This window comes from Methanobacterium formicicum DSM 3637 (assembly GCF_000302455.1).
GTDB classification, from domain to species: domain Archaea; phylum Methanobacteriota; class Methanobacteria; order Methanobacteriales; family Methanobacteriaceae; genus Methanobacterium; species Methanobacterium formicicum_A.
In genome coordinates this window covers 539,868-563,512 of record NZ_AMPO01000001.1, presented here as the reverse complement: position 1 = coordinate 563,512, position 23,645 = coordinate 539,868, and the positions used below count along the sequence as shown (strand labels likewise).

Below are 23,645 nucleotides of genomic sequence, written 5' to 3'. Positions count from 1 at the left end.
TTCCTTTCAACAATAAATTACCCTGATTAAATAAATCAGGGCATGTTTTTCATGCTACTATCTTTAATGAGCTGGCATCCTTGAGCACCACTTCCAGACTACCCTGATATTCTGTGACTTTTCCATCAATTTTTACACGCCGATTAATAAAGTTTTGAGGAGTTATATTGGTTTTCTGGATTTCAGATGCCACACTCTCAAATATAACCACCTTTGTTTTTCCAGTTCCATCCATCAAATCCAGAAAATAGGTTCCTCCCTTCTGGGATTGACTGACACTGGTCACCAGACCCTCAACTGAAACCTCTTTATCAAGCATTCCCCGATTCATATCTTTAATCTGGACTGTTTGAGGCATTATATAATTGGCAGAGACCATCATTCCCACCAACCCAAAAATAGCAGTGAATAAAGCCAGCCTGAAGATTTTCTTGTCCTCCATCACAACCACAGTATTACTATTAGCAGTTATTGTTAATAAGTAATTGGGTTATAAACTGTACGTGAACAGAGATTGAATAGGTGACCAGAATTAAATAAATGACCAAAGATTAATGGGTACCATAGATTAAATAGACAATCTTAACAATAAATTGACCCATGCAAAGGATAAAACCAGTTTACTAAGAGAATTAAAAAAATAAGATTGAAACTTCTATTTATGGTCTGAAGTTTCTTAATTTTGCATAATTCCTATCTTGCATAATATTCAGCTGGCACATATTTCAGCTTTTCTGGGAGTTTCTGAAGATAGATTCAATTCTATCCAGTGTATCGATTTCATCCAGACCCAGATCATTGCGAATTCTTTTAACCACAGGGAACCTGAGAGAATATCCAGTTTCAGACTCTGGACTCTCCACTATTTCACTGAAAGCAATTTCAAGAATTACTGAAGGCTCTATCTTCACCTGTCTGCCATCTTTAGTTATTATAAGGGGTTCTACCATCTTGGAAAGCTCCATCAATGTGTTATCATCCAACCCTGTGGCAGCATAAGCCAGAGGTTTGAGCTGGTTATTCTCATCCTGAATAGCCATCAGGTAAGAGCCAATGAAATGAGCCCGTTTACCTTTACCATAAGTTCCCCCTACCACCACCAGATCCAGTGTTTCTGGTTCTGCTTTTAATTTAAGCATCTTTTTACCCCTTATGCCCGGCATGTAGGGTGCATGAGGATCTTTTATCATGATCCCCTCGTGACCTCCTTTGATTGAGCGTTCAAAGAGATCTTGAGCCTTGTGAATCTCTTCTGGAGTTACTTTTACCTGGGCTGAAAGCTCCAGCTTACCTGATTCTACTTTAACTATTGACTCCAGGATTTTCCTCCTCTCCTGGAGAGGTTCATCCAGGATGGGCCCACCATAATAAAGTACATCAAACAGATAGACAGTTAACGGGATTTTAGAAACCATTTTATCGATTTCATACTTTCTACGCACCCTTTGAAGCATGTACTGGAATGAAATTGGTTTTCCATCCCTGCTGGCAATTATTTCACCCTCTACAATGAAATCTTCATGAGGAAGAGATTTTTCAATGTAATCAGAGATTTCAGGAAGTGCCAGGCTGATATTTTCCAGCCTTCTGGTGAAAATATCAATTTTATCACCGTGTCTGTGAATTTGAACCCTTATACCATCGTATTTGGTTTCACAGATTGCCCATCCCATTTCCTCCACACTCACCCTTATACCAGGAGATAACTGTGCTAACATGGGTTTAACTGGTTTTCCAGGTTTTAAGGTTAATTTACGCAGGCCTTCCTCTCCTTCCATCCGGGCCACCTCAGCCACCAGTCCCATGTCATTGGTTAACATGTGGGCTCTTTCCGTAACTTCTTTGGGTATGTTAAATGCCTGGGAAATAGCATCTCTGATGGTTCCTTCACCCACACCCACTCGAAGTTCTTCCAGAACGGTTCTGGTGATGTATTTGGCCTCAGCAGGAGCTGCTGAGGATAAAAGCTCCATTAAATAGTCTATTTTTTTAAACTGAGCCCGGTTACCTGAAATCTCGGCCATTTTCACCAGATTGCGGTGAACTTTCCCAATGGTGAGTGGTCTGCTGAACAAGGTTACCTGGCTTTTCTTCTGGTATAGCTCCTCTGCAGCCATACCAATATCTCCGGTGTCTCTCATCCGGTTCTCCACATCCTCTGGAGAAACACCCACTGCCTGAGAAATAGCTTTCATCAGTAGTTTGGATCCAATTCCCAGTTCTTCCTCACTCCATGTGGGGAAAATTCGACCGAGAGCCATTAATGTTACTGTGGGGAGGAGTTCCGGTTCTTCATCTCCCACTTTAGCTAAAAAATTAGCCAGTATATCTGTTTTCTCCAGACGTTTGGTGGTGGAGTCCAGATCATGGTAGACTTCCACTAAATCATTGTAAAGCATTGAAATATCACCCTCAAACTCACTTAACTGTTTTCAACATTTGTAAACTTTTTACTCAGATAAAAATTATTAAGCCAATGTTATTTAAATTTACAATTTTTTTCAGGAGATTTTAAAATAAATAAATTCCCTGATAATTCTAAAGGTGTCATACACTTGAGTTTTTGGAAGAATTTCATAATACAGAACAGGTAAATTCCATTAAAAAAATTCATGAGAAGAGTTAGAATATCCTTAAAGGGATCCAGAATACTCCATATAGAAATTTAGAGTACCTATAGAAATATCTAGAAATAAAGGTTTTAAAGAATCTAAATAACTGTAGGAGAAATCTAGAAATAAAAGTTTTAGAGAATCTAAATATCTATATAGAGATCTAGAAAATTCTGTTAAAAAACTTTAGAGAATCAAAAATTAGAGAACCCAAGAAAAACCTAAAGGGACTCATCTCTAAATGAACTCTCTAAACTAAAACAATTTTTTATTTTATTAATACTCAGATTCAGACCATATAATCTGGAAAGTGGTTCCCTTATCCCTTGAAAGTATTACACTGCCTTTTAACTGGTTTATCAGAGCGTTCACCAGCTGGAAGCCCATGGTTCCACTTTCTTTAAATTCAATGCTGGAGGGGAGTCCCACACCATTATCTTTGATTATCAGTACATTATTTTCATGATTATCAAGCCCGAATTCCACGCAAATTTCCCCTTCACTGTTTCCAGGGAATGCGTGTTTCACTGCATTGGTCAAAAGTTCATTGAGGATTAATCCACAGGGGATAGCTGCGTCAATATCCAGCATCAGCCCATCAGTACGGGTTTTCACTTTAATCCGGTCGGTGTCCACGTGGTATGAGGTGATAATGAGTTCTATGAGTTTTTTGATGTACTGTGAAAAATCGATAAGAGCAAAATCTTCAGACAGTGAGAATCCATCGTGGATGAGTAACATGGATTTAACCCTGTTTTTACTATCCTTTAAAACTCCCCGATTTTCTTCATCCTTCATGTAAACTGATTGGAGTTCCAGAAGGCTGGAGATCATACTCATATAATTACTAACTCTCCCGTTGATCTCACCTAAAAGCATTTCTTTCTCTTTTAAGGACGCATTTATTTCGGTTTCTGCCTTTTTTCGTTCGGTGATATCCTGAGCTATGACCTGAACTGCAAACAATTCCCCATTTTTAAGTAAAGGTGCCGGATAAACCTCCATTAAACGTATTTCCCCTTCCCTGGAGATCAAACGTGACTCAAATGGCCCTACTTCTTCTCCATTTAGATATCTGGAAAATAGTTCATTATAGTAGGGAGAATCTTCCCCGGTGATGGACTGGAGATCAGTGAAATACATTCCAATGGTGTCGTCTCGGGATAATGGACTGAACTTGGCGGCAGCATGATTAAGATCAACGATCTTACCATCCAATCCCAGAACAACTACGTAGTTGGGGAAATATTCAAAAAGAGTCCTGTATTTTTCCTCACGTTCCTTGAGGGCCTGTTCAGCAGCTAATTTTTCAATTTTTTCTTTAGCTTCTTTCAACGCCCTCACAACAGAGTGAGGTAGTTTTGAGAGGTTATTTTTAAGAACATAATCAGTTGCACCTTCTTTAAGCATTTCAACCGCGAAATCTTCACCTATTTTCCCGCTTACAAAGATGAATGGTGTGTGGGGAGTGATTTCCCTGGCCAGGTTCATGGCAGTAATTCCATCAAATTGAGGCAGTGAATGGTCTGCCAGGATGATGCTCGGCTTGAACTCCACCAGTTCCCTCCGGTAATCCCCTTCTTTTTCCACGATCTTGGATGTGAATTGGAGGCCCTCCCTTTTGAGCTGAGTTTCTATTAGTTCAGCGTCCAATGGCACATCTTCCAGTATTAAAACTCTTATTTCTTCGGCCATAACATCCCACAGAGTATTATTTATTAAGATTTCAGATATTATTGGTATAGATCAATCACATTTATAGTTATTTTTTATTTGCCAATGACTCTTGTTCATATTGATAAACTAAATTTATTTTATAAAATAAAAAGATCTAGGGCAAAAAGGCCCATAAACGGATTATTTCATTGGAATTTAATGGAAAATAGTCAAAACTTGATAAAAATCTTTATAATTAATTAAAAATACGAAAAATTCGTAGAGTGAAAAGTAATTGAAAAATAACTAATTAGAATAAAAAGTAGTTAGGAAAAATAGGGGTAAAAAATAATACCCTGAATTATTTTTCTATGGCCAGTATCTTCTCGTGCAGTTCCAGTGCTCCCACTTTAACTGGAGTAGATTGCTGGAAGTAATGGTCAAATAACCGGTTACCCCATGAAATAGCTTCTTCACCATGACTGATTAAAGAAATATTCAGATCATAAGCCCCGTCAGCTGAAAAAAGACCCAGGGCAATGAAGTTGTCCCCGGTGGTCAGGGAGATCTTCACATCTTCATCTGTTTCCATTAGCTGCAGTTTACCATCATTGATCCATTTTTCCAGTTTTTCTTTCCCCACATTTTCCACTAATTTATCAATGATTCCTTCCGTCATGATAAGTTCAACTTTACCATCCTTTTCCAGGGTTTCCAGGAAAATTTTGATACTTGACGGGTTGTAAACAGAGGTGAGTTGTTTAAAGTTTTTGCTTTTTGATAAGAATTCTGATAAAACTTCCTGGGGCCTCATGATATTGGTACTGGTGGATTTCACTATAACTGATTTTTCCAGGCAACCTATGTCTTTGAAAAGTTCTGGAGGTATGCAGCTGATATCATGGTTTAAGAAAAGACCTTCACATAGATTCAGGGAATAGAAAGACCTCATAACATCAATTAATTTGTTAGCTACAACTTCTCCAGTCTGTGATAGTGAGTAGTGTCCTGATTCTCGGAAAATGAAATTTTTCTGTTCCAGTTGATTCATTCCATGTAGAATAGTGGATGAACTTAGATGGATCTCCTTACGTAAATCCGCTAAATTCTTAGATCCACTTATTAAACTAATTAATATCTTAGCCCTCACATCTGAGGCTATAAAAAACTTCATATCATCTTTAACTTGCTCGTAGAGTTCAAACATGTAGTCCATTTCACTTCCACCTTTTTTTGGTAAGGGGATTTTAACTATCAATTTATGATTTTATTCAATGATTTCATTGTTGATTCTTATGACCTTAATTTAAGTTGCTTAATCATATGAGTATTAGAGATTAATAAATATTCCCTTAACCTGTACTATTTAAAGATGGTTAATAAGGGGTAAAATTGATTATTAAAAACCATACCAAAAAAATTATGGAAAAAAAGAGTTTATAAAAAATGGATAAATGTTTAACGTTTATTAATTAACATTTATCTTAAATAAACCTTTCAAACCTTTCTTTTCCTACTTTACATATGGGACATGTTTCCGGGGGTTCTTCACGAGCACACAGATACCCGCAAACCTTACATCTCCACACTGGTAAGGGAAGAGAGTTTAATGTTTGTTTTTGTGCGGTTTGTTTAGCTGATTGTCTTTGGCTGGGCCCTGGTCTTCTCTCAGGTATGGAAGTTAGCTTTTTTTCTCCATGGAGGACTTCACTGGAGATGTACAGTCCACAGTAGCATGCTCCAAATTCATCAAGGTCTGGATCACGATAGTCACAGGGACAGATTATATCCAGGTCTTCATCCTTAATTCCTGATGCCAGACGGCAGGGACAGGCCCCGTAACCATAACGATCCTGATTTATGAGGATGCTTTCCAAAAGTTCCTTGGTGAATGCTTCATCTGGATTCAAATGATAACCGAAAGCCTCTGCTTCTTCTTTGGATTTCTCGTAAAACCTGTTTACATCATCTGCAGTGATGTTATAAGGGTTCATCCCAAGATCTCCCTCACTTTATCTTCATTGAACCCAACAATGGTTTCCTTATCATCTATAACCAGGGTAGGAAATGAAAGTTGAGAGTTCCACTTTTCCACCTGCTGGATTATTTCCTGTCTTTCTTCTCCTTCCAGAAGATCCACGTAGATATAATCATATTCCACTCCCAGATCCTCCAGGAGCATTCGAGTTTTTTTACACCATCCACAGGTACTTAAAGCAAAAAGGACTGTTTTACCTTTGTTTTCACCATCAACATGTTGCATTGGCATTTGATTTCCTCCTTTTTAGAATATTACAGTTCTAGATGAGAATTCCATCATGTCAAATGGGAATATACCATTATTTCCAGATATACCTCATTTCAAGCTATAATCTCATTTCCAGATGGGTTTACCCTCATCATCGGGATCAATTGACCATTATTTATCATAATTCCATCTTTTATTATGTTACATCTTGTATTAATAAACTGGTAATAAAAAAATAAGTGATATTATACCAAGTTATTCTTAACCGATTATTCCTGTTTTTGACTATCTGTCCCCTAGTTCGGGATTGATTTATCCTTATGTAAATTATTAGAGGTTATATATTGTCTCGTACCATTCTCAGGGCACAAAATTCTCCGCACATGGTGCACATGTCACTTTCCGGAGTGGGTTTCCTTTCACGGCATTTTCTAGCCTTTTCAGCATCAAAGGAAAGTTGGTACTGTTTTTCCCAGTCAAAATTTTTCCGGGCACTTGCCATTTCCATTTCTTTGGCCCAGGCACTTTCAAGCCCATTTGCAACATCTGCAGCCTGTGCAGCTATTTTTGACGCAACAACACCCTCTTTGACATCCTGCAATCCAGGTATGGAAAGATGTTCAGCAGGAGTAACGTAACACAGGAAATCAGCACCTGCACGGGCTGCCAGGGCCCCTCCAATGGCAGAAGTTATGTGATCGTATCCTGGTGCAAGATCAGTTACTATTGGCCCTAAAACATAGAATGGAGCACCTTTACAGACTGTTTTCTGAATTTGCATGTTGGCTTCCACCTGGTTTAAGGGTACGTGTCCGGGTCCTTCTACCATGACCTGCACATCTGCCTCTCGGGCACGTTTAACCAGATCTCCCAGGATCAGGAGCTCACCAATTTGTGGTATGTCCGAGGCATCAGCCAGACAACCTGGCCTGAGACCATCACCCAGCGAGAGAGTCACGTCGTGTTCACGGGCGATTTCCAGCAGGTAATCATAATTTTTATACAATGGGTTTTCTTCCTGGTTATGAAGTATCCAGGCGGTTAAAAAGGCCCCTCCCCTGCTTACTACTCCCATGATCCTCTCGGATCTTTTGACTTTTTCCACGGTGTCCAGGGTGATGCCACTGTGCACCGTCATGAAGTCCACTCCTTCCAGTGCCTGTTCTTCAATAGCCCGGAACATGTCATCGGCATCCATGTTAACCACAGCATCCTTCATCTGAGATGCAGTTATCCCGGCCTGGTATATGGGGACAGTTCCGATTGGAATATTTGTAGCTTCCATTACTGCTTTACGCACTTCACGGAATTTGGGTCCAGTGGAAAGATCCATCACTGCATCGGCCCCGTATTCAACTGCTATTTTAGCCTTTTTTACTTCTAATTGCACATTTTCAAGTTCAGGGGAGGATCCCAAATTGGCGTTGATCTTGGTACTGAGTCCCCTGCCTACCCCACAGGGTTTGGTGTTCCGGTTTTTATTACTTGGAATCACCACATGACCTTTAGCAACTCTTTTTGTGAGTTTTTGAACATCTATGCCTTCATATTCTGCTACTTTTCGTATTTCGTCTGTGATCTGGCCCTTGCCAGCGTGGTACAACTGAGTCACTTTTCTCACCCTCGTTTCATATATTAGGAAGTAGTTGAAAATTAAATATTATGATAAAAAAATTGCATGCTAAAGATATCATGATCAAGGAAGTGCATGTTACCTCACCCAATGACCTGGTAGCAGCAGCCAAACTGAAGATGATGCGCTGCAATGTGGGAGGACTGCCAGTGGTTAATGAAAAACAGCTGGTGGGAATAATAACCCATCGAGATGTTTTACTGGCTGGTGGGGAGTCTTTGGGCCTTAAAGTAGGCGATTTAATGAGTAAAGACCTCGAGGTAGTAAATAGAGACACTCCAGTCATGATTATTACCCGGATCATGGCAGATAAAGGTTTCCAGAGAATTCCAGTAGTTGAAGATGGTAACCTGGTGGGACTCATAACCCAGAGCTCACTTATCCGTGCACTAGCTGATTCTGGGGAATAACTAAAATCCTTTTTTAAATATCCTTTTTTAAATAATTTTAACATTGTTAATTTTTTAACATTGTTAATAAATTCTTACTCTTCACTACCAGTTTTTCCATATTAATTATTTTTATAAAATCCTTCGGTAATCTTTAATTATTTTTCATAAAATCCAGTTAATAAAGTACCCATCTAAATTTAGAGTTGGGCTAGAGTAATGGTTTGGGAATCTTTGGATCTTTCTTATCTTTTAATCCTCCGATCTTTTTAATTCTCATTTTAAGGAATTTCTCACCATCTTCAGTAACTCCATATATTGGTATAGATTCTCCTGCCCTGAAATAAGCTTGATCTTCACCTATTTCCCGGATACATTTAGAAGCACAGCCAGTTATCACATCAGCATATTTAAACAAACTTTCGGCATCTTCTTCAGAAATCTGAGTTACATGGGCCACGAAAATGTATATTTCAATATTTGGATTCTGTTCTTCAAGCTCCCGGATACTCTTTGCATCTGCTGCAGAAACCAGAGTGACTGCTATCTTCTTAAATCCCATTTTAATTGCTTTTTTAACACCTTTGATCTGGTTAATCTCTGCTGTTTCAGGATCCAGTATATTTTCGACACCTAAAAGCTTGACAACATCTCCAATAGGAGTTGTGCTTACCAGGCCAGATACTCGACCCCCAATACCCTGAATGAGTTCAGGTTCAGTTAATATTACTGTACCGCATCCTTCACATACCGTTACCACAGCATCGATTTTTCCTGCTTCAACTGCAGTATTAAGGGTTTCTGAAACCCCGAAAGAGAGGAAATCCTGCATTCTCAGGGTTCTCTCACCGGTGCAAAAACCAAAATCATTTATTCTAAATTCGATGTTTTCCCTTACATCTTTAGCAGTGAGCTTTTTTATACCCCTGTATTTATCAAATATAGGGCAGTATTCTATTTTTGGCTCCCCCACCTCGACTACTTTTCCGTCTTTAATTTTAACTCTGGTTTTACCCAGGGCTTCAATCACATGTTCATCCATTTTTATTCACCTGAAAACACAATAAGTACTGAAAACATAAAAGTGATTATTAAATATAAGCAATTCATAGAATAAGTATGCTCATTCTTCCTATAGAAAACTTTAAATTAGATGAGAATGAACAGGATATAAGCCATGCCGGGGTGGCTCAGCTGGTTAGAGCGCGCGGCTCATAGGGTATTAAGCAAGTGCTCTGACTTTTTCCTGGGATACCGCGAGGTCGCGGGTTCGAATCCCGCCCCCGGCACTTTATTATCACTATTTTAATGTATTCCTAATTTTCAGGAATTTTTTCAAATATATTGTTATCTAAAAAAATATTTTGTTATCTAAAAAGAGTTGAATCTTTTAACTAAAAACAGTCCAAAGTATCCTATAAAACACTCAATCCTATTAACAAAACTCTATTTCTATCCTCAAAAACCATTAAATAAAAAAATAATTATTTATAATCATTTCAAACGTTGTTCTTTTTCAGAACCTTCAGTGCAGTACAATTCATGTTTCATTTCAAAATTACTGTGGGCAGGACACTGGGAACAAATACATTCTACCTGATCAACTTCACAGTTACTTTTACCTAAAATACAAAATAATGCTTCATTATTTTCAGTCATACACTGGTTATATGTTGGACAGGTTTGGCATATGCAAATCTTTTTCTTTTCCATGTCAATTAATTGGTTAAACTGCTCTTCTGGCATTTGAGACATTTTTTCCAGGGCTAATTCAAACTGGTCCATAAAATCCCTCCTACTAAAATAACCATCCATTTATTCAAAGTGACCATCAAGATTTATTCCATATTATTCTTTGTTATTTTTCTTAAATGATTTTTTTCTTAAATGATCTGTATTTTCATACTTCACAGATCAGTAGTTATATCACCTCAATCGATTATAATCACACCAATTACGTGTATCTCATCCTGATGACGTTGAATGCAACTACCACCCCTACAAATGCAATTCTGATGTAGGGACTCACTGGGGCAAAAAGAGCAATTAATAATATGACCACGCCCACAATACTATGGGTTAAAAGGTTTTTCCAATCAGTTAGATAAGCTCTTAATCCTTTAATAACACGATTCATGCTTTTTAAACTCCTCTCAGTTCATTAATTTATTAACCTCAATTCATGAAGTAATATATTCACTTGTAATATTGATTCAATGTAATATTCGCATTAATTCAATTCAAATAAATTTCAACCACATAAATCTACTTCTTTTAGTATACTAACCCAAATATCTCATCCTCAATAGGTTGAAGCCCACTGCACCTGCAAAAACACCTACCCGGACGTAAGGGTTTATTGAATCAAACAATGTTAATGTTAACATTGAAATTCCAGTTAAAGCGTGAACTATCCTGTTTTTCCTGTCTTTAAAGTATGATTTGATACCATTTACCATGTTTTCCATGAGTTGAGTTACCTCCAAATAGTATATCGAATTATGATATATATAATTATGATATATCATTTTTTTATATATAGTTTTTGGTTATTAAAACTCCAAAAACATTAAACATAAACAACACCAGACTAAAACTGTATCTAAAAAGAATTATGAATGGTTATTTTGGTGTATTTATGCCTGATGAACAGGAAGCAAAAAGTTATTGGGAAATGTTAGACCGGCAAAAGGGAATTATCAGTGAAGCAGAACAGTTGAACCTTTTAAACTCCCAGATTACGGTCATTGGTTGTGGAGGCATAGGTGGAGCCACCACTGAAATGCTGGCCAGAATAGGAGTTGGAAAGCTTCGAATAGTTGATAAAGACGTTTTTGACTTATCAAATATAAATCGGCAGTTAATGAGCAGTCGGGAAAGCGTGGGAAGATCAAAAACAGAAATAACCAAAAAGAGACTGGAATCCATCAACCCCACCATAGAAGTTGAAGCATTTAACCAGGAGTTAAATGATAAAAACGTTTTAAAAATATTAAACGGAAGTCAAATCATCATTGACGCACTGGACAACCTTTTAACCCGCATTATTGTGAGCCGGTGCAGTGAAAAATTAGACATTCCATTCATCCATGGAGCAATACACGGCACCATGGGCCAGGTTACTGTTTTTAACAGTTCAACACCGTCTTACGAAGAATTATTTAAATTACCCTCCCAGGGCAAAGAATTAAGCGATGAAACACGCTCAAAGGTTTCAAACCTCAGTAAAGAAGTTCCACCAGTAATTGGGCCAGTGCCCAACATAGTGGGATGTCTCCAGGCTTTTGAAGCTGTTAAACTAATTACTGGTAAAGGAAGCCCTATTATGGCCCCTCGTGTGCTGATGTTTGATTTAATGAAAGAAGAAGCATTTTCAGTAGTTCGTTTTTAATTAATCACATCCCTGTATTTATTGACCCACATAGCCCTAGAAACAGTACAGTTCAAGTAAAACCAGTGCAATGTGGAAAAACAAGAGTTATAATCTACATTTGATAGTATAAATGTCTTAATTAATATTAATTAATATATAAGAACATGATTAAAGAGTAATAACTTTAATTCCTCTTTAAAAATTTTAATTCCACGTTAAAACGTACGCTCAAACATGAATTAATGTGTTACTTTCAAATAAAGAATAAGGTGTTTTAATGTTATCTCGACAATCAGTGCTACTTGTGAGCTTTATTATTGTAATATCAATTGTAATGACCAGTGGATGTACTTTCGACATGAAAAATCTCATTAATCAGAATAATAACAGTAAGGCAGACATAATTCAATATACAGTTAACGTTGACTCCAGCAATAACAATTCTTATCATGTAAATGGTATGGTAGAAAACAGAGCTGCCCAGAACTACAGCTCTGTTAACTTAACAGTTACTGGATACAATGCTAAAAAAGAAGTAATCTCCAAAACTAAAATAACACTACCAAAAGTACCAGCACATGATTATACTGATTATGATGCATGGTTAACTTCATCCAGCGGTGAAAAAATAAGCACAGCCACTGTTGAATTCATAAATGGCACCAAAGGTTAATTTTTTAAAAAAAAATATTCCAATTTAATTTAAAAAGGATTTTTAAGATGTCCCCGCCACAAAAATAGTATAATGTCATGAGCCGGGAACAAATATGTTATATGTCGTAATTCATTGCGCTGAATGAAATTGTCAGTTAATGCTGAATGAAATTGCCATCTAATAATTATGGTTGTCACTATCCACAAACATTTATATACCAGTAAGAGGAAACATCCTTCCGGTGAAGATCACGGAGGTTACTAAATTGCAAGACAAGATTGGAAAAGTTATTGAAAATATCGAAAAATGCGGTACTAAATTTGTTAGGCTGCAGTTTGTGGACATACACGGGACTCCCAAGAACATGGCGATTCCCCTAGTGAAACCAGACGATATAGAAGACATTATCAAAGATGGACTGTTATTCGATGGTTCATCAGTAGAAGGATTCGTTGATATCAACAACAGTGACCTGGTAATAAAACCGGACCCAGACACCTTCTCCGCCCTCCCATGGAGGCCTGAAGAAAAAGGTGTTTGCAGATTCATATGTGATATCTACTGGCCTGATGGAACACCATTCGAAGGAGATCCAAGGTACATACTGAAAAAGACCCTGGAAAAAGCCGAAAAAATGGGTTATGAATACAACGTGGGTCCAGAACCAGAATTCTTCATAGTGGATATGGATGAAGAAGGAATTGTTTACCCCCACGATGAAGGTGTTTACTTCGATGTGGAACCAGTAGACCAGGGAACCGACATGAGAAGGGAACTGGTTTTGGGACTGGAAGAACTCAACTTCGAAGTGGAAGTAAGCCACCACGAAGTCGGACCAGGACAGCACGAAATCGATTTCAAATTCGACAACGCCCTCAAAACTGCAGATGCAGTAATAACCTTTAAACAGGCCATAAAAGCCATAGCCGACAAATTAGGCTCAATGGTTACTTTCATGCCTAAACCATTCTTCGGAGTGAACGGTAGCGGAATGCACTGCCACCAGAGCCTATTCAAAGATGGTAAAAACGTTTTCTTCGATGCTGACTCCGAAACTCAGCTTTCAGATGAAGCACTTTACTTCACTGGAGGTTTACTCAAACACTCCAAAGCACTGTCTGCCATTGTAGCTCCTTCAGTTAACTCTTACAAACGACTGGTTCCTGGATACGAAGCACCAGTGTACATTGCCTACGGACTCCAGAACAGATCCACTCTGGTCAGGATCCCTGCATCCCGTGGTAACGGTACTCGTGTGGAATTCAGATGCCCAGACCCATCCTGTAACCCCTACCTTGCCTTCGCAGCCATGTTAGAAGCTGGTATGGATGGTATGGCAAACCAGATCCACCCTGGAGAACCAACTGAAATAGATGTATTCGAACTAAGCCCAGAAGAACTGAAACCACTGGGTATTGACACCCTACCATCTAGCCTATGGGAAGCATACCATGCACTGGCCAAGGATGAAGTTGTTAAATCATCCCTGGGAGACCATGTGTACAGTCAGTTCATGGATCTGAAGAGAAAAGAATGGGACGACTACCGGATTCAGGTATTCCAGTACGAACTGGATAAATACCTGCAGATCTAAAACCTCTCATTATTTCTTTTTTTCTTTTATTTTCATACCATCCCCCTCATTGATATTCACAAATCACTGATATCCAGAAGTTTCACATCCCGAATTTTAACCATAACTATTTAAAATCAATCCCAATAATTAAAAATAACATTCTTAAATTAATAATTGGATTAAAATACTAGAATTCATAAAAAACTAGGATTATTATAAAATAGAAATAAGATTTCATTAAAACTAAAGAATTTTACTGATACTAAAATAGAAGGGTGAATAGATGCCACAGGAAACTGATCGTAAGATGATGGAGATCCTGAGGATCCTGGCAGACAGAAGCGAGGTCTTAGGGGCAAAAACCATAGCTGAAGAGCTCCGCAAAAAGGGATATGACCTTGGTGAAAGAGCAGTGCGATACCATATGCGCATCTTAGATGAAAAAGGATTCACTGAGAGAATAGGATATGCGGGAAGACGGATAACACCCGAAGGTATTAAAGAACTCGAAAAAGGTCTTATCTACGATCAGGTTGATTTCATTTTCGCTAAATTTGAAGATATGATGTACCAGACCACCCTGAATCCCACAACCGGGTTGGGAAAGGTGGTGGTAAACTCCTCAACCTTCCAGTACGATGAAGAAGTAATGGAAATAATCAAAAAGAGCTTTAATAAAGGGCTAGCAGTAAGTCCTCATGTAAAGATAACCGAGCCCTCCTCTGAGGATGATAAAAACATGATGGTGATGGAAACCATCTGCGGAACCACCATCGATGGAATGATACTTAAAGCAGGTATTCCAGTGGTTCCCAAGTTTGGAGGACTGGTAGAGGTAATAGATCACGTTCCCAAAACTTTTACCGAACTTATCGCTTATAAAAAGACTTCCATGACCCCACTGGAAGCCTTCACAGATAAGGAAATGACTTCAGTTTTAAAATTAGCAGATTCAGGTAGTGGAAATATTCCGGCCAATTTTAGATTGATACCAGCCACTGCTCGTGATGAAGCAATTAAACTTTTCAAAAACCTCCAGAAAATAGGGGTATCCGGGCTTTTGAAGATTGGTAAACCCGGTGAATCGATTTTGGGCATTCCAGTGGATAAAGACATGGTGGGTATCGCAGTAATTGGTGGTATTTCACCGTTATGTGCTGCTAAAGAAGCAGGGTATGATGTTGATATTAAAATGGCTGAAAACACCGTTGAATTCTCAGAAATGGAACGGGTAGCCAACCCCAAGAATGTGATGAAAAAAGCAGGTGCTGAGCAGGGCGAGAAGGTTAAATTCCTTCTTTCCAAGGCATGGAACCTCATACATCAAGTGGATTTTGACCCGGAAAGCCTTAAAGGACAAGTAATTGTGAATGTTTCCTACCTGAAGGATGAAGACCTGGAAGAAGGGCTCAAAATATTTGATAAAATCATGGCCTCCCGTCCAGAGTACTGTACCAGCAAATACTTCCAGATCATCCCGGGACCCGATGGGAAGAAAGGTCTGGCCACGGTTTGCAGTCTCACCATCGACGGCATACTGACCAAGAATGGTATAGCCTCCACACCACAGTACGGTGGTATCCTGGAAACTGAGGGAAAATCACCACGGTTCATTGAACTAACAGCCTACAATGGATCATCCCTGGATCCCCACGAAATATACCTATCAAAGGGATTAACCTCAGTTAATAAGTCTTTGAAAAAGGGTGGCAGAATTTTAGCCAGTTTAAGGGAAATTCCCTATGTTGCCCGGCCAGAAACCCTGGACGTGTTGGATGAAACAGAAGAAGCCGGTTTTTCCATCCTGAAAGTAGGTAAACCAAGTGAACTGGTCTACAACGCCAAGGTAGATCGTTACCATGTGGGAATAGTTGCACCCGGTGGTTTGAATCCCATAGCTGCCATAAAAGAAGCAGGGATATCTATAGAAGCCAAGGCAGTGGAGATGTTAATGGATATAAGCAAGATGGAAGAGTTTTAAGTTCGAACAACTCCCATCTTTAAATCTTTTCTTGATAATTTTTACCTGATTTTTAATTAACCCATTCGCCATTAATCTACAAACCACTTAATCTACAAATCGCTTATCAGACTTTTTATCCTTAACTTCGTGCTTTTTATCCTTGAACCATCCTATGAATATATTTTCTCCTTTAACCATATCAAAATGAGGGATATATGGCTTTATATCCAGAAGGGGAGTTCCATCAACCACATCCACATTACTGATTTGTAAAGTGGACCCTTCAATCTTTTCCAGACGAACTACCGAAATTCCAATGGGATTTGGCCGTTTAGGAGCTCTTGTAGCAAATATTCCCCTTTTTACTTTATCCAGGAATGGTTTTACCTCCAAGGAATGACCATTGCATAGATGAAAATGGTAGATGAGAAGGATGTGTGAAAATCCATCCAGATCTTTTAAACCAGTTTCATAGTCTTTTTCAAGTTTTATGGTTCCTTTAACTCCCCTGGCACCAACAGGTTGTATTGGCATCCCATGAAGTTCTTTAAAGGGAGAATATATGATTCCAATTGGATTATACTGTACGGGTCCCATGGTTTATCACCATTTAATAACTTAATTTAAATAAAAATTGAATGTAAATAAAAAGGTAATACCCATATTAGTTGATTTTTATGGTTTTCTAACCAATTTATCCATCAATTAAGTTTTAGGCGCAGAATCTAGTAATTTAACTCACATGTTGCTAAAATTCAATAATCACTGGTATTCAATGTATAATAAGTAAGATACTTATAACATATACACAAATTTGATTTGATATGAGATCCAAATTATAAGAATTAATGAGGTGAACTATGAAAGAAAACAAACAAATATGTGCTACTTGCGATGAAATTTGCCATTACATTGAAGAAGAGGTTAAACCTGGCGATACTGTTAGGTTATCACTGGGAAGATGTTATATCCCCGGGAAGGTAGTTACCAATAATGAAGGGATTATGCAGATCGAAATAGAAAGCGAAATGATCAAAGGATTGAGCACAATTGATGTTGGTAAAATGAAAGACTTCCTGGTGGAACTGGAACACGAATGCCCTGACGGTATGTGCTGTACCATAGAAGCAAAGGATGACTAAGTTTTTAAAAACATTTACAGATAGATTAAATTAAAAATGTTTTTAAACTGTCACCTAAGCCATTATTTTTAAATTATATTGGAGATCAAATATCCACATATCTTGGAGCAAATAAACGATATGTTTATATATACATATCGTCAATGTGATAATGCTAATAAATAACGAGGTGAAATTTATGGTTATAATTATTGACAAAGAAAAATGTGGTGGAATCACAGACTGCCCTGGAGAAGGATTATGTATTAAACTTTGCGAACAAGGCGCTATAAAAGAGGTTGACAATGAGCCAGTTCTAGTCCCAGAAAACTGTGATGACTGCGATTTATGCATTCAAAACTGCCCAAACCAAGCCATAAGCAAAGCTGAATAATATTTATTTTCTATAACTTTTCAAAAAAAATAAAATTTCATTGAAATTCCCCCATTATTTTTTTTATTTTTCGAATTTCAGTTTCTGAAAGAAACTATCAGCATATATGTACATTACAGAATAAAAACCATATGTTTATATATACATATCGTCAAGTGATTACTAGTACAAATTAAGGGAAGTGAAATTTATGGTTGTAATTATTGACAAAGAAAAATGTGGTGGAATCACAGACTGCCCTGGAGAAGGATTATGTATTAAACTTTGCGAACAAGGCGCTATAAAAGAGGTTGACAATGAGCCAGTTCTAGTCCCAGAAAACTGTGATGACTGCGATTTATGCATTCAAAACTGCCCAAACCAAGCCATAAGCAAAGCGTGATAACATGAGCTCGGTGGAAAGAGAAGGGAAGGAAACTCGCTCCCTCACTCATAAAAATGAAAAATGTGTAGGATGTGGAATATGTTCAGATGTCTGCCCTACCACCGCGATTAAAATGGGACCATTGCTCCCCATAGCTCGTGGATTAGTTAAAATGGATTATTTGACTATCAACAAAAATGATTGCTGTCTATGCGGTCTATGCGCATCATCATGTCCTTTCGATGCATTAGAACTAGATATCAATGGGAAAAATATCAAAGAAATGGACAATTACCCATTATGGACTCATGATGCTTCCATTGACTCTGAAACATGCATCTACTGCGGACGCTGCAGTACTGCCTGTCCCACTGATGCCATATTCCTACAGCGATCCCTGCCAGAAGTGAAGGAACTGGTTCGTGGTGAAACAGAAGTTGATCAGGAAAAATGTATCCAGTGCGGAATATGTGAAGAAATGTGCCCTGCAGAGGCCATCACCATGGATCGAAACGATATCAACTCCATCAATCCATCCATTGCCAATTCAGTTGATATCGATGAATCGAAATGTATCTACTGTGGTATTTGCAGACGTGCCTGTCCTGTTGATGCCATTAAAATCGTTTGTACCACCTGCATGGAACGAGATGAAATTGCAAATGCAGAGATCAAAGGAGACATAATCCTGGACAATGACACTTGCATAAAATGTGGATGGTGCCAGGAAGTATGCCCAGTTGATGCTGCAGAAGTTACAAAACCATTTGAAGGCGAGATATGTGTTAGAGACGATTTCACTTGCAAAGGTGATTCTTGCCATGCATGCGCTGATGTCTGTCCCTGCAATGCCATCAGCATAGTGGAAGGCAAATCCGTTATTAATCCGACTTTCTGCGTCCTCTGCGGAGCCTGTGTTAAAGCATGCCCACAACAAGGTATAGTTCTTAAAAGGAAAAACATGAATTTGGAAAATATAAAATCTAAATCATGGACCAATAGATTGGCAGATCTTCTGGAAAATTAGCCCAAAATATCAATACTTCCTAAAATCAACAAATTCAATTTCTTCCTCCTTTCTTTTTTTCTTTTTTAGTCAAAATTGAACCTGTTTTTAGAAAGATTGCACTAAAAATTTAACTAATTTAATCTAAAAATTCTTTAAATGTATAAAAAATCTTTAAATATATTCCATAAACATTATCTGAGAATTGAGGTTAACTTAAAATTTGAGGTTTTCTTGTAATTTGAGTGCACTAAAAGCATTAAAATGACGATTTAAGTAAAAAAAAAAATTAGATGTTTCTAGACGTAATATTTTGAATGAAACATCAATCAAGAGATTATTCTTTACCAACCATAACTTCAGTGGCTTTAATAATTGCCACCACATCATCCCCAACTTTTATGTTTAGATCTTTCACTGATTCTTTGGTAATTACTGCTGTAATTTCAGTAGGAGCCTCTATTTTTATTTTCACATTAGCAGTGATTGGTCCTTCCTCTACTTTTTCTACTTTTCCTTTCAACCCATTTCTGGCACTTATTTTCATATCTTTCACCCCGAAGTGATATTTTTTATCAACAGTTTATATGTTAAAACACACAAATAAATTTTATGATCTATTCTAATCATTTATATCGAGTTATATTACATTATGCTGATTGAAATAGCATATTATAACCTAATATGACTCATTCTGCTTTAAAAATAGCATATCTGTTAGACATACTAAAATTTGCTAAATTCATATACCGATATGATTATATATACAAATCGATATAACAATTATAATTATTAAAGGAGATTAAAAATGGAGCGAAATACAAAAATAGCATTGCTAGTAGTTATAATTATTGCAATTGTAGCAATAGCAGGCCTTGTTTTCAGCGGATTTGGTCAGAAGCAAACTCTTAAGATTGCTACCACCACCAGCTTAGAAGACACTGGTCTGTTACCTGTTTTAGAAGCAGCTTTTGAAAAACAAAATCCCAATATTGATGTGCAGTTTATTGCAGCCGGTACTGGGCAGGCCCTGGAATACGGGAAAAAAGGTGATGTGGATCTGGTAATGGTTCACTCCAAAACCCAAGAAGAACAATTCATAAAAGATGGTTATGGTACCCAGCGCTATGTATTTGCCTACAATTACTTCTATATTGTAGGACCCGCAAGTGACCCTGCCCAGATTAATGGAACCAACGCTACCGAAGCATTTTCCAAGATCAGCGCTGCTGGTGCAGCAAATCCAGACCAAGTTAAATTTGTGTCCCGGGGAGATAATTCCGGCACTAATACCAGGGAAATACAACTCTGGAACAAGAGCGGAGCCAACTACAACACCACTGTCCAGGGACAAAGCTGGTACATAGAATCAGGTAAAGGAATGGGAGACACCCTAAATATAGCCAATGAAAAATCAGCCTACACCTTATCCGATTCAGGCACATACCTGGCATACAAAGGCAACATAACTCTGGTACCATATGTTACACAGGGTAAAGACCTTCTTAACGTCTATTCCATGATCCCAGTAAACCCCGAGAAGTTCTCCAATGTGAACTACAACGCATCAATGAAATGGGTAGACTTTGTGCTTTCAACGGAAGGTCAGACCATCGTTGGGAACTACGGTAAAGAAAAGTACGGCCAACAGTTATTCATACCACTGGCAGGACAACCCGAACCAACGAAATAGTACCTGATAAAAAAATAGTTAATTTTTTATTTAGGGGAATCTTAATCCCCTATTATGATTCTTTTTTTGGTGGTTAAGTGAACGAGATAATAAACGCTTTCTTTGAGGCAATCCATCTACTGGTAACTTTAGATCCGGAAGTGATGGAAATTACCCTAAGAACACTCTATATCTCCATAACATCCACAGTCATCGCCGCTTTAATTGCAGTTCCTGTAGGGGGATACATACATTTTCGAAGGTTTCGAGGGAAAAGAACTATTATTAATATTATACAGACCCTTTACAGCATGCCCACTGTCCTGATAGGCCTACTGGTTTTCCTGTTAATATCCAATCAGGGACCATTAGGTAATTTACACCTACTTTTTACACCAGGAGGGATGATAATGGGCCAAACTTTACTTGTACTCCCAATTATAACTGGTTTCACCATCCTGGCATTAAGTGGTGTGAAGGATGAAATTAGAGATCTTTCATTATCCCTGGGGGCCAGTGAATTTCAGTCTATTAAGACCATTATGCACGAAGCTAAATACGCCTTATTAGGTGCACTTATCCTGGGATTTGGCCGGGCTATATCCGAAGTGGGAGTTGCAATGATGATCGGGGGAAATATCAGAGGTTACACCCGTGTTATAACCACCACCATGTCCTTAGAAACATCCAAAGGTAATGTAGAGCTCTCCATAGCCCTGGGGATCATTCTTCTGATTATTGCCCTGTTAATAAATCTGGGGTTAAACTACGTCCAGGAGAAATAACATGAATCTACTGGAAATTCAAAATTTATCAAAAGAATACGACGGGAAAAAAGTCCTCGAAGATATTAACCTTTACTTAAAAAAAGGAAGTACTTTAGGACTTATAGGTCCTACAGGATGTGGTAAAACCACATTGTTACGTATTATTGACCTTATTGAAACTCCTTCTTCTGGAAAAATTATTTTCAATGGCCTGGAGATTCCTAAAAATAAGAAGGACCAAATGGATATTAGACGGAAGATGGGGATGGTCTATCAAAAACCCATCGTTTTTAAGGGAACTGTTTATGACAATATATGCTATGGATTGAAGATCAGAGGGGAGAACAAGGAAGAATATCAGGATAAAATTAAAGATCTTCTGGAATCACTCGGCCTGGAGGGCTATGAAACAAGGGACGCTTCCACTCTTTCAGGGGGTGAAACCCAAAGAATGGCCCTTGCACGGGCCCTGATCACTGCCCCTGAGCTTTTACTTTTAGATGAACCCACTGCCAACCTGGATCCACAGTCCACAGAGAAGATTGAGAAGTTCCTGGAACAACTACGTGAAACAGGGAAAACCACCGTGATTATAGCCACCCACAACCTGATTCAGGGCCAGCACCTTTCCGATGAAATCGCCATACTCAATAAGAAAATTTTCCAGATCGGTGAACCAGAAGAAGTTTTCAGGAAACCCAAAAATAGATTCGTGGCTGAATTTGTAGGTGTGAAGAATGTTAAGAAGGGAATCTCCAGTAAAGTAGAAGATAACCTCACTGTAATCAATACTGGAAACATCAAAGTTTATGCTACCTCCACCTTAGAGGGAGATGTTTATTTGAGTATACGGCCAGAAGAAATAACCCTTTCCAGATCAGAAGTTCGAACCAGTGCACTTAATGAATTTAATGGAGAAATTAAAGAGATCAGGGATTCTGGAGGAATTTTAGATCTTAAAATTGATGTAGGTGAAGTATTCTCAATCTACATGACTCAGAAATCATTTGCAGATATGGAATTGACAATAGGTTCAAATGTCTGGTTACAGTTCAAAGCTTCAGCAGTGAATATTTTTGAGGTTTAAAATCAACCAGAACAGAGAGGTTTAAAATTAACCAAACAGACTTTATAAGAAAAATTAGAAAAAGAAAAAAATTTCATATGAACTATAGAGTTTGAGAAGTATCTGTCAGTTATATAGAGTTGAGAAGTATCTATCAGTTACATTATAGGATTAAAACTGAGAATCATGAATTAAAATTAAGAAAAGATGGTTTAAAATAGTGGGCGGAGGTTAAACTATTAATTTCTTTTAACTGCCCTTAATTCTCCATCAACTTCTTCCACAAAAAGAATTGCCTTCTCATTTATGGGACACGGTTTTACTGATTTGGTTTCTTCATTCCAGATGGTTCCACTGGTTACCCTTCGACCATCAAGGGTATAAATATCATCAATACCCGCATCCAACAAGGATTGAACCGTTTGGGACCCAAGTAAATCTCTTATATTGCCAATCTGCAGGAATCTACCATCATTGGACGTGGAAGCAAGGGCCAATCCTGCCATGGACCCTATAACCCCATCTTCAGTTCCACCAAGCCCCTCTAATCGTATTCCTAAATTTTTTGCCATTGTTCGAGCTTTTTCCTGGGTTAAAACCGTATTCTGGGCATCTCTTCCATAGGCAATTAGGGATGGTTTTATCTGTTCTGAGGTTGCCACAGATAAACCCGGGTCACTACCTTCAATGAAATCATTGAGCATTTCCTCTCTGGCAATTTCAAATATCTCGTCCAGATATTGGTAACCATCCATAGTAATATGGATAACACCACAACTATTGTGAGAAGTGTACGGGATGTCCGGGTGAACGTATAACTGGTGTCTGGTAACTCCTCTTACCGGGAACTTTTTTCCTAACTCCGCAGCTACTGCCCTTGCCAATCTTCCAGTTCCCCTTGAGTTAAGATTGTCTGTGTCATCCATACATACATAAATCGTCATTATTTTAAAGCTCCTTTAAATTCTGAAAGAATGAAACATTTTAATGATGTTTTCTTCCATCTAATCTCCCATTCACATGAAATTCTATTTACATGAAAAATTCTTTCTTTTGCGAAAAATTCTTTCTTTTGTATGAAAAATATTTCACAAGGAGATAATTCCCCTTTTAAACCATTACATTAATAAACATCCATTAATTTCATTAA

26 protein-coding genes and 1 tRNA gene are annotated in these 23,645 nt (G+C 38.0%); 13 read left to right on the top strand and 14 right to left on the bottom strand.

The genetic code is table 11. From position 1 onward, the window contains the following. Positions 1–49: 49 nt before the first annotated feature. From A994_RS02640 to thiC, 7 genes are all read right to left on the bottom strand, one after another. Positions 50–442, bottom strand: a complete 393-nt coding sequence (locus A994_RS02640; RefSeq protein WP_004029722.1) for an exodeoxyribonuclease VII large subunit — start codon at positions 440–442, stop codon at positions 50–52. Between the two features lie 283 nt (positions 443–725). Continuing rightward, the gene (locus A994_RS02635) at positions 726–2,399 is read right to left on the bottom strand and encodes an ATP-dependent DNA ligase (protein WP_004029721.1); all 1,674 of its coding nucleotides are present in this window, start codon (positions 2,397–2,399) and stop codon (positions 726–728) included. A 489-nt stretch (positions 2,400–2,888) separates the two neighbouring features. Then, positions 2,889–4,307, bottom strand: a complete 1,419-nt coding sequence (locus A994_RS02630; RefSeq protein ID WP_004029720.1) for a PAS domain S-box protein — start codon at positions 4,305–4,307, stop codon at positions 2,889–2,891. 322 nt (positions 4,308–4,629) lie between these two features. Beyond that, positions 4,630–5,484, bottom strand: coding sequence for a helix-turn-helix transcriptional regulator (locus A994_RS02625; protein WP_004029719.1), 855 nt, complete (start codon positions 5,482–5,484; stop codon positions 4,630–4,632). Between the two features lie 268 nt (positions 5,485–5,752). Then, positions 5,753–6,262, bottom strand: a complete 510-nt coding sequence (locus tag A994_RS02620) for a ferredoxin-thioredoxin reductase catalytic domain-containing protein (RefSeq protein WP_004029718.1) — start codon at positions 6,260–6,262, stop codon at positions 5,753–5,755. Then, positions 6,259–6,537, bottom strand: a complete 279-nt coding sequence (locus A994_RS02615) for a glutaredoxin family protein (RefSeq protein ID WP_004029717.1) — start codon at positions 6,535–6,537, stop codon at positions 6,259–6,261. Before A994_RS02615 ends, A994_RS02620 begins: the two co-directional genes overlap by 4 nt. Before the next feature lie 316 nt (positions 6,538–6,853). Beyond that, on the bottom strand, positions 6,854–8,128 hold the full coding sequence (gene thiC / locus A994_RS02610; protein WP_004029716.1) for a phosphomethylpyrimidine synthase: 1,275 nt from the start codon (positions 8,126–8,128) through the stop codon (positions 6,854–6,856). 50 nt (positions 8,129–8,178) lie between these two features. Between thiC and A994_RS02605 the strand changes: the two genes are divergently transcribed. After that, positions 8,179–8,559, top strand: a complete 381-nt coding sequence (locus A994_RS02605; RefSeq protein ID WP_004029715.1) for a CBS domain-containing protein — start codon at positions 8,179–8,181, stop codon at positions 8,557–8,559. 190 nt (positions 8,560–8,749) lie between these two features. Here the strand turns inward: A994_RS02605 and A994_RS02600 are convergent, their stop codons facing one another. Continuing rightward, entirely contained in the window at positions 8,750–9,580 is an 831-nt protein-coding gene (locus A994_RS02600) for a methanogenesis marker 8 protein (RefSeq protein WP_004029714.1), read from the bottom strand. Positions 9,581–9,717: 137 nt separating this feature from the next. Here A994_RS02600 and A994_RS02595 point away from each other — a divergent pair. After that, positions 9,718–9,827, top strand: a tRNA-Met gene (locus A994_RS02595). A gap of 205 nt (positions 9,828–10,032) precedes the next feature. Here the strand turns inward: A994_RS02595 and A994_RS02590 are convergent. The 3 genes from A994_RS02590 to A994_RS02580 form a co-directional block, all read right to left on the bottom strand. Continuing rightward, positions 10,033–10,323 carry a DUF2769 domain-containing protein gene (locus A994_RS02590; protein WP_004029713.1) on the bottom strand — a complete coding sequence of 97 codons (291 nt, stop codon included), beginning with the start codon at positions 10,321–10,323 and terminating at the stop codon, positions 10,033–10,035. A gap of 169 nt (positions 10,324–10,492) precedes the next feature. Further along, positions 10,493–10,675 carry a hypothetical protein gene (locus A994_RS02585; RefSeq protein ID WP_004029712.1) on the bottom strand — a complete coding sequence of 61 codons (183 nt, stop codon included), beginning with the start codon at positions 10,673–10,675 and terminating at the stop codon, positions 10,493–10,495. Positions 10,676–10,820: 145 nt separating this feature from the next. Continuing rightward, positions 10,821–11,006: a hypothetical protein gene (locus tag A994_RS02580; protein ID WP_004029711.1), complete on the bottom strand. Its 186-nt coding sequence runs from the start codon at positions 11,004–11,006 to the stop codon at positions 10,821–10,823. 170 nt (positions 11,007–11,176) lie between these two features. Between A994_RS02580 and A994_RS02575 the strand changes: the two genes are divergently transcribed. From A994_RS02575 to A994_RS02560, 4 genes are all read left to right on the top strand, one after another. Further along, complete coding sequence (locus tag A994_RS02575; protein ID WP_004029710.1) at positions 11,177–11,929, top strand: HesA/MoeB/ThiF family protein; 753 nt, start codon at positions 11,177–11,179, stop codon at positions 11,927–11,929. A 259-nt stretch (positions 11,930–12,188) separates the two neighbouring features. Then, the gene (locus tag A994_RS02570; RefSeq protein WP_048204004.1) at positions 12,189–12,584 is read left to right on the top strand and encodes a hypothetical protein; all 396 of its coding nucleotides are present in this window, start codon (positions 12,189–12,191) and stop codon (positions 12,582–12,584) included. Positions 12,585–12,831: 247 nt separating this feature from the next. After that, positions 12,832–14,160, top strand: coding sequence for a type I glutamate--ammonia ligase (glnA, locus tag A994_RS02565; RefSeq protein WP_004029708.1), 1,329 nt, complete (start codon positions 12,832–12,834; stop codon positions 14,158–14,160). Between the two features lie 265 nt (positions 14,161–14,425). Then, a complete protein-coding gene (locus A994_RS02560) occupies positions 14,426–16,123 on the top strand; it encodes a DUF128 domain-containing protein (RefSeq protein ID WP_004029707.1) in 1,698 nt (565 codons plus the stop codon). An 87-nt stretch (positions 16,124–16,210) separates the two neighbouring features. On the opposite strand, the gene tsaA is transcribed toward A994_RS02560, so the two are convergent. Continuing rightward, on the bottom strand, positions 16,211–16,702 hold the full coding sequence (tsaA, locus tag A994_RS02555) for a tRNA (N6-threonylcarbamoyladenosine(37)-N6)-methyltransferase TrmO (protein ID WP_004029706.1): 492 nt from the start codon (positions 16,700–16,702) through the stop codon (positions 16,211–16,213). A 263-nt stretch (positions 16,703–16,965) separates the two neighbouring features. Here tsaA and A994_RS02550 point away from each other — a divergent pair, with 263 nt between their 5' ends. From A994_RS02550 to fwdF, 4 genes are all read left to right on the top strand, one after another. Then, positions 16,966–17,247: a DUF2097 domain-containing protein gene (locus tag A994_RS02550; protein WP_004029705.1), complete on the top strand. Its 282-nt coding sequence runs from the start codon at positions 16,966–16,968 to the stop codon at positions 17,245–17,247. Between the two features lie 178 nt (positions 17,248–17,425). Then, entirely contained in the window at positions 17,426–17,620 is a 195-nt protein-coding gene (locus A994_RS02545; protein WP_004029704.1) for a 4Fe-4S binding protein, read from the top strand. A 190-nt stretch (positions 17,621–17,810) separates the two neighbouring features. Continuing rightward, positions 17,811–18,002, top strand: a complete 192-nt coding sequence (locus A994_RS02540) for a 4Fe-4S binding protein (RefSeq protein ID WP_004029703.1) — start codon at positions 17,811–17,813, stop codon at positions 18,000–18,002. A 4-nt stretch (positions 18,003–18,006) separates the two neighbouring features. Then, positions 18,007–19,011: a tungsten-dependent formylmethanofuran dehydrogenase subunit FwdF gene (gene fwdF / locus A994_RS02535; RefSeq protein ID WP_004029702.1), complete on the top strand. Its 1,005-nt coding sequence runs from the start codon at positions 18,007–18,009 to the stop codon at positions 19,009–19,011. Positions 19,012–19,327: 316 nt separating this feature from the next. Here fwdF and A994_RS02530 read toward each other — a convergent pair whose 3' ends face one another. After that, positions 19,328–19,537 (bottom strand): TOBE domain-containing protein, encoded by a 210-nt coding sequence (locus A994_RS02530; RefSeq protein ID WP_004029701.1) that lies wholly within the window; start codon positions 19,535–19,537, stop codon positions 19,328–19,330. Between the two features lie 261 nt (positions 19,538–19,798). On the opposite strand from A994_RS02530, the gene A994_RS02525 reads away from it, so the two are divergent. The 3 genes from A994_RS02525 (at position 19,799) to A994_RS02515 (ending at position 22,516) form a co-directional block, all read left to right on the top strand. Beyond that, positions 19,799–20,683 carry an ABC transporter substrate-binding protein gene (locus tag A994_RS02525; protein WP_004029700.1) on the top strand — a complete coding sequence of 295 codons (885 nt, stop codon included), beginning with the start codon at positions 19,799–19,801 and terminating at the stop codon, positions 20,681–20,683. Between the two features lie 77 nt (positions 20,684–20,760). Further along, positions 20,761–21,447 (top strand): ABC transporter permease, encoded by a 687-nt coding sequence (locus A994_RS02520; protein ID WP_004029699.1) that lies wholly within the window; start codon positions 20,761–20,763, stop codon positions 21,445–21,447. Between the two features lies 1 nt (position 21,448). Continuing rightward, entirely contained in the window at positions 21,449–22,516 is a 1,068-nt protein-coding gene (locus A994_RS02515; protein ID WP_004029698.1) for an ABC transporter ATP-binding protein, read from the top strand. 218 nt (positions 22,517–22,734) lie between these two features. Here the strand turns inward: A994_RS02515 and A994_RS02510 are convergent, their stop codons facing one another. Then, positions 22,735–23,439 (bottom strand): hypothetical protein, encoded by a 705-nt coding sequence (locus A994_RS02510; RefSeq protein ID WP_004029697.1) that lies wholly within the window; start codon positions 23,437–23,439, stop codon positions 22,735–22,737. Positions 23,440–23,645: the final 206 nt, after the last annotated feature.